5 protein-coding genes are annotated in these 7,975 nt (G+C 38.0%); all 5 read left to right on the top strand.

The window, feature by feature from the left end; genetic code table 11:
• Positions 1 to 684, top strand: a 684-nt coding sequence (locus tag E1176_RS09815; RefSeq protein ID WP_155210435.1) for a GAF domain-containing protein, incomplete at its 5' end; no start/stop codon positions are given.
• Between the two features lie 14 nt (positions 685 to 698).
• Complete coding sequence (locus tag E1176_RS09810; protein WP_155210434.1) at positions 699 to 4,217, top strand: PAS domain S-box protein; 3,519 nt, start codon at positions 699 to 701, stop codon at positions 4,215 to 4,217.
• A 98-nt stretch (positions 4,218 to 4,315) separates the two neighbouring features.
• Complete coding sequence (locus E1176_RS09805) at positions 4,316 to 4,846, top strand: SiaB family protein kinase (RefSeq protein WP_155210433.1); 531 nt, start codon at positions 4,316 to 4,318, stop codon at positions 4,844 to 4,846.
• A 40-nt stretch (positions 4,847 to 4,886) separates the two neighbouring features.
• Positions 4,887 to 5,249, top strand: coding sequence for a DUF1987 domain-containing protein (locus E1176_RS09800; RefSeq protein ID WP_155210432.1), 363 nt, complete (start codon positions 4,887 to 4,889; stop codon positions 5,247 to 5,249).
• A 52-nt stretch (positions 5,250 to 5,301) separates the two neighbouring features.
• A partial coding sequence (locus tag E1176_RS09795) for an ATP-binding cassette domain-containing protein (protein WP_155210431.1) occupies positions 5,302 to 7,975 on the top strand: 2,674 nt, incomplete at its 3' end.

Genomic DNA, 7,975 nt, shown 5'->3' with positions numbered 1-7,975 from the left:
GGTATCACCTTATTAGTGGGCATGGCTATTTTGGTATTTCTGCTTAAAAATAGAAATGAAGAAATCATCTATGTTGAGAAAAAACGTAGTCGAGACAATGAGAATGATGACAGTGATGATCACGGTGATTCTGGCTCAACTTTAAGCACTTCATTTCTTACTGATATCTTAAAGAGCGAGAAAGACGAACAAAAAATACTAGATAAATCGCTACACGGCATCTGTAAAAAACTGGAAGCCGGAATTGGAGTAATTTATACTTACAAAAAGTCTGAAGATAAGAGACTTCTTGAGTTAAAATCTTCATATGCACTTAGCCTTGGAGAATCTCAAACAATAAGCTATGAACTGGGAGAAGGCCTTGTCGGACAAGCCGCTAAGGAGCAAAAAGGACTAATCGTTGATGACATACCTCAAGGGTATATAAAGATTGTATCAGGTTTGGGCAGTGCATCTCCTACCCACTTACTCATACACCCTATATTGTCAGAAGAAGATTTATATGGTGTGATCGAAATCGCTTCGTTTACCCCTTTTGATAAGAATCACGAAGCATTCATACACAACTGTATGACTAAGATAATGGAGAAGCTGGCACCTAAAGCTGCTACTTCAAAAAAGGTCTCCACAGCCAAAGAGACACCTAAAAAGGAAACAAGTAAAGGCAAAACTAAAAAAGCATAAAGTCAAAAATATTTATGTTTAAAAATATATCAATAAGCACCAAAATCACAGGCCTAGTGATTGCTCTAGTGGCAATTACAATTATTGCCATAAGTTATCTTTCATTTACATTTAGCCGGCAAGCACTTGAGGCTATGTATAATGATAACCTCACTATACTCACCGATAGTAGGGCAGATAAGGTAAAAACATACTTTGATAATTTAACGGCCAACGTCAACCTACTCCAAAGTACCAAAACAATTAAGGAAGGGGCTTCTCCGTCATTTAATGCAGAACCAGAACCTGCTATGGACTTTGGCTTTGGTGATGATACAAGCGCAGATTCTGCAGCAGCAGATTCATTTTCCCCGGATGCCGGGTTTGGAGGTTTTGCAGAACCTATGCCTACTGTTTCTTATGATGTAGATGGCCTCCTTAATGAGATAAAATCTGCCAACGGCTATAACAATATTTTCATTACAGATCAAAACGGAGGCATAAGATACTCTACAGATCCTACCCGTTCTTCTGGTGGCAATTTTGTAGATCCTGATGGCAGCACCCTGACTCAGTCTATTAAAGAAATACATATAAGTAATATTGTGAAAACAGAGTCAGGTGAGAATATTGTTTACGTAGGCGGACCTATCAATCATGACTCTGGCGAAACAAGCATAATCCTCATAGAGGCAAGTATAGAGCCTGTTTTTTCTGTCTTACATGACACCACTGGCCTGGGCGAAACTGGAGAAATTGTACTTGCAAGACTTGATAGCCCTAATATTTACTTCTTAAACCCGCTTAGAAACGACTCTAGCCGAGTAGTGAAGCCAATTAATATCGTTACAAACAAAGAAAAGGCTGTACCGATGCAAAAGGCGCTTTCGGGCGAAGATGGCTCCGGTGCATCTACCGACTATAGAGGTGAAGAAACACTTGCAGTTTGGAGACATATCCCTTCGGCAAATTGGGGTCTTGTTGCAAAAATTGATACAGACGAAATATTTAGTGAATCAAGGAGTTTATTCCATAAGTTTTTGATCGCGGGGCTTATACTTCTTCTACTCGCCTTATTGGCATCGGTATTATTTTCTAAATACCTCACCAACCCACTGAGTTCGCTTAAATCAATGCTAGAAATGGTCGGTAATGGTATATTGCCTCAGAAAGTAGAAAAAAGCACTAATGATGAAATCGGCCTTATGGCTAATGACCTGGATCATTTGGTGCAGACTCTTAAAAAAACCGCTCATTTTGCTCAGCAAATCGGTGAAGGAAACTTCGATGCTAACTTTAAGCCTATTAGCAAAAATGACGCATTAGGTGTAGCGCTTGTAGATATGAGAGACAACCTCATTGAGGCTGAGAAGCGTGACAAAGAAAGAAACTGGATTGTAACAGGTGTTGCTGAAATTGGAGAGATACTCCGTGCTCATGATAACCTGGAAGCATTAGGCGATGAGGTTATAAAATACATCTTAGGTAAGATTGGAGCCATCCAGGGAGCATTTTATGTAACCAACGAAGAAGATACGAACGATGCATACTTACTGATGAAGTCTAGCTATGCATACAACAGAAAGAAATACCTAAAAGCAGAATTTAAATTCGCAGAAGGTCTCGTTGGTCAGGCAGCAGCTGAGATGGACACGGTGCTACGAACAGAAATACCTGATGATTATGTAACTGTAACATCTGGTATCTTAGGTGAGCAGCGCCCTTCTTGTATATTAATTGTTCCTCTTATCACAGAAGAAAAAGTTTATGGGGTACTTGAATTTGCCGGCTTTGGTAAATTTGATAGCAGTAAAGTAAAATTTGTTGAGGAGCTGAGCTTAATTCTTGCGAGAACGGTCTTCAATATTAAAGTAAACGAAAGAACACGTAGATTACTTGAAGAGTCTCAGGCTATGAGCTCTGAGCTACAGGAAAAACAAGAGATATTAAGACAAAATGCTGAAGAGATGCAGGCAACACAGGAAGAGTTGCAAAAATCTAACAGCAAACTTGAAGAGCAAATCGAAGAAGTAAATAGAACTCAGAAGAGGATGCAGCTATTGCTGGAGAATGCTTCTGAGGTTATCACTATTTACGAAGAAGATGAGACTGTACGATACATAAGTCCTTCCGTAGAGCCTATCCTGGGTTATTCTCAGAAAGAGATGATGGGTAAGAGCGATATTGAAAAAGTACATCCTGATATGCGTGAGGAGTTTGACAATATGTTTAAGAAGCTATTGGCAAACCCTGATGAGCAGGTTACTATTCAGTATGAGTATCAAACCAAAGAAGGTAGCTACATCTGGATCGAGTCCACGGGTACCAACTTCATGTCAAACCCTGCCATCCAGGGTATGATTGTAAACTCACAGGACATCACTGAAAGAAGAAGAGCTGAACAAGAGCAGCGAATGAGAAGTAAAATGCAGGCATTATCTGAAAACTCTCTTGACCTTATCACCAGATTAGAGTCTAACAGCATCTCATACATCAACCCAATCATTGAAGAGTACACTGGCAAAAAGCCACAAGACTTTATCAATCAAAAAGTTGATGAGGCAGACCTTAATGAAAACATCTTGAGCCACTGGTTACAGATTGTTGAAGAGGTAAATAAGACTAATGAAAAAGTCACTTCTGAAATGGATTTCCCTTCTGAGATGGGTGATCGTGTAATGCAGGTAAATGCAATACCAGAATTTGACGAAAGCAATGACCTGGAATCTGTACTTGTAGTGTCACATGATATTACTGAGCGTAAGATCATCGAGTTAGAAATTCAGAATAAGAATAAGAAGATTGCTGATAGTATTAATTATGCAAAAAGAATACAGAATGCTATTCTTCCTAATAATGCTGTTATTCACCGCGTAATTCCGGATTCTTTCATTCTCTACAAACCAAAAGACGTTGTAAGTGGAGACTTCCCTTGGTACGTGAAAATTGGAGATGATATCTTCATGGCTGCGGTAGATTGTACCGGCCATGGTGTACCGGGAGCCCTACTTTCATTAATTGGTTACTTCTTATTAAATGATATTGTTAGAAGTAGAAAAATTTCAGATCCGGGTATAATTTTGGATCAACTTGACGAAGGGGTGACCTCAACCTTAAGACAAGATCAGGACGATTCCAAAACTAAAGATGGTATGGATATCGCGCTATGCAAAATCAATATGAAGACTCGCAAAGTAGAGTATGCAGGTGCTCACAGGCCACTTTATGTGATGAAGAAAGGCGAGATGGTTGAAATTAAAGGTAATAAATTTGCCATTGGTGGTGGTATCTACAAAAACCAAACTAATTTCACCAACACAAAACTTGAGCTTGACAAAGGCGATTCGTTCTACTTCTGCTCTGATGGATTCCCTGACCAGTTTGGAGGGCCAGATAACAGGAAATTCGGACCTAAGCGTCTACGCGCTTTGATTCAGGAAGAGCACACAAACTCAATGAAAGAGGCTTATAAAAGATTTGATAAAGAGTGGGAAGATTGGAGAGGAAATGAGAAACAAACTGACGATGTATTATTAATCGGTATAAAATTTTAGAAGTTGTTGTTGAAAAGTACTATTTTGGAGGATATTTATGACGATGAATTGATAGTGCAGCTATTTATGGACATTAAGAATAAAACACATATAGACTTATGAAGTATATTTTTGATTTACACCAAACCATGCTTGATCATAGCTTGATTTTGGTTTACGAGGGTGAGTTCACTCAAGAAATTACCAAATCAGTTTTGGCTATGGCCGAAAGAAACATGGACTCATCAGGTGAAGAATCCAGTATCAAAAGAAAGGTGTTCAATGTAATGGTTGAATGTTTACAAAACATTGTGAAACATGCTGATGACGTGGAAGAAAACCATTCAGCTATTTTTATGATTGGTAAACACGAAAACGAATACCTTATCGTTTCAGGTAACCCTATATTGAAAGGTGATATTGACGGACTCAATAAAAAGCTCGAAAATATCAACAGCCTCGATAAAGATGGCCTGAAAGCTTTATATAAAGACATTATTAAAAACACTCAAATTTCAGACAAAGGCGGTGCCGGCCTAGGGTTTGTAGATATGGCAAGAAAATCAGGACGACCTTTAGAGTTCGATTTTATTGACATGGATGATAAATATTCATTCTTCTGTCTTAAAACCTCAATAAGCAGGGCTTAATTAACACATTAGACAAAAACATTTAAAACACGTATTGACAATGGAAATATTAAACTTAGAAGGCACTGAAGATACCCCGAAAATAATCTTAGATAAAGGTAACGGCATCTTTGAAATTTCTGGAAGATCTCTACCTGAAGATTCTGCTGAGTTTTATCAGCCGGTGTTAGACTGGATCGATGAATATTCTAAAGATCCTAACGACTCTACCGATTTCATGATCAAACTTGAGTACTTCAACACGGCTTCGTCTAAACTTATTCTTGATGTATTGTCTGCCCTGGAAGACATAGATGGCATGACTATAATCTGGTATTTTCACGAAGATGATGAAGATATGGAAGAAGCTGGAGAAGAATTTTCTGAGCTAGTTGAGATACCTTTCGAATTCAAAACATATTAAGTAACAGACTTTTTTAGTAGCTGATTCTGATTTTTTTTAGGGAAACTGACATATGAGTGAGGAAATACTAAAAGCACTTACCCAATTATTTGCGATTATCACCAAACAAGATGGTGGAGTCACAGAAAAAGAAAGGCAGTTTGTCATAAGTTTTTTTCAACAAGAACTAGATCAGGATTCAGTTAAAGAGTACCTGGAGCTTTACGATAAATACTCCGGATACTCGAAAGACTCAAAAGATGATCAAAAGGAGGATGAGCCACAAAAGAAAAGGAAGCTCACTTCGGTAAGAGACTCAGTAAAAACGCTTGGTCTCTGTAAGAAAATCAATAAAACACTTACCCAGAAGCAGAAGGTAGTAGTTCTTATCAAAATACTTGAGCTCGTTGGCTCTGATAAGAACTTCACTCCTCAGCGGATGGAGATTATTGACACCATCAGCACGGTATTTAATATCGTAAAAGATGAGTATAAACTAATTGAGAGTTTCGTAATTCAGGAAAAAATTAGCGATCTCAATTTTAGTGATATACTACTAGTAAATAAAGAAGAGTCTGATGGCAATGAGGAAAGCAAACACTACCAGGCCGACATCAATGGCACAATAATATTCCTCAAAGTAAAAAGTGTTGATATGTACTTTACCAAATATGTTGGTAAAGATGAAATAGTATTAAACGGTTTTATCATGCAGAAAAACAGGGTTTACCTGTTTTCTCATGGTAGTACTATTAAAACTCCTCTTGGGGCTGCTCTATACTACAGCGACCTCATATCTCTCTTTAACGAGGAAATAAAAACCACCAAGCTATCTTTCAATGCACATATAGAGGAATTTAGATTTCCTAATGGTGCCTTAGGATTGAGAGATGTATATATATCTGAAGGACCCGGCCGATTGATCGGTATCATGGGAGCCAGTGGAGCTGGTAAAACCACTTTAATGAATGTGCTTGCCGGCATTGAGCAACCTTCAAAGGGAAGTATCAAAATCAATGGTTTTGATATAAATACTGAAAAAGACAGAATTCATGGCGTAATAGGCTACGTTTCACAGGACGACCTTCTCATTGAAGAGTTGACTGTTTATGAAAACCTCTATTACAACGCCAAACTTTGCTTTGCTGATCTTTCTGAAGAGGATCTGCATAAGCGCGTAATAGATGTTCTCGAAAGCCTGGGCTTAGACCAAAGAAAAGACCTGAAAGTTGGTAGTGTTTTAGATAAGACTATCAGTGGTGGTCAAAGAAAGAGGCTAAACATTGCCCTGGAGCTAATCAGAGAGCCTGCTGTAATGTTCGTTGATGAACCAACATCAGGTTTATCGTCCAGAGATTCAGAAAATGTAATTGACCTTTTAAAAGAGCTTTCATTAAAAGGTAAGCTCATATTTGTAGTAATCCATCAACCATCATCAGACATATACAAAATGTTTGATAAGATGTATATTATGGATACCGGAGGCTTCCCTGTTTTTTATGGCAACCCGGTACATGCGGTTACTTACTTTAAAGAGGAAACTAACCAGGTTGATAGTCAGAGGGGACAGTGTGAAACCTGCGGCAATGTCAATCCTGAGCAGATATTTAATATAATTGAGGCTAAGGTTGTAGATGAATATGGCCAGCTGACCAATAAAAGAAAAAGAGAGCCGCAGCAGTGGCATGAGTCTTTTAAAGAAAAGTTTACGATTGAAAAGGTAGAGGATATCAATGAAGAGCCTCCTCACAGCCTTAGTATACCAAATAAAATAAAGCAATCGATCATATTCACAACGAGGGATATGCTAAGCAAGATCAGTAATAAGCAATATTTACTGATCAACCTGTTGGAAGCTCCTCTCCTGGCGATTATTCTTGCTTTTATTATTCGTTACAAAAGTTCTCCTTACGGAGATGAATATCTCTTCAGGTTTAATGATAACATCCCTGCATTCATGCTTATGAGTATTATCGTTGCCCTTTTTATGGGACTTACGGTGAGTGCAGAAGAAATTATTAGAGATAGAAAGATATTAAAAAGAGAGTCATTCCTCAATTTGAGCTGGAATAGTTATTTAGTCTCAAAGGTGTTAATTCTATTTTTAATGTCTGCGATACAGACAATCACTTTTGTTATTATTGGTAATCTCATCCTTGAGATTCAAGGGATGACGTTTGCCTTCTGGTTTGTGCTTTTCTCAAGCTCTTGTCTGGCTAATGTACTAGGTCTTAATATCTCAAGTGCGTTTAACTCGGCCGTTACAGTCTATGTAATGATTCCATTGTTATTAATACCACAAATGATTTTAAGTGGTCTTTTATTTAGCTTCGATAAATTAAACGATGTAATCAGCACAAAAGGTGAAGTGCCAATCGTTGCTGACATGATGGCTTCCCGTTGGGCATACGAGGCAATGGCTGTTTACCAGTTTAAAAACAACCCATATCAGGATCCTTATTACGATTTCGAAAAATTTGAATCACAAGCTGATTTCAAAGCCGCCTATCTGGTTGAGGAATTAAAAAAGTACAGAAACTATGTTTCTGACCATTATCAAGCTCCAGCCAATGATACTATCAAAGCTCGCGTAGAAGCTGCCTTAGAAATCATGAGAAATGAAATCGGTAATGATTCTTTCAAAAATGGCATCGAAAACCTTAACCTATCAGAAAATTTAACCCTGGAAGGTTATAACCCAGAAGTTGATCAGCAACTAATCACTTATTTTGACAACTTTAAGAAAC

The organism is Fulvivirga aurantia (assembly GCF_009711475.1).
In the GTDB taxonomy this organism is placed as follows: domain Bacteria; phylum Bacteroidota; class Bacteroidia; order Cytophagales; family Cyclobacteriaceae; genus Fulvivirga; species Fulvivirga aurantia.
The sequence above is the reverse complement of the archived record's forward strand: the minus strand, read 5'-3'. Positions and strand labels throughout refer to the sequence as shown.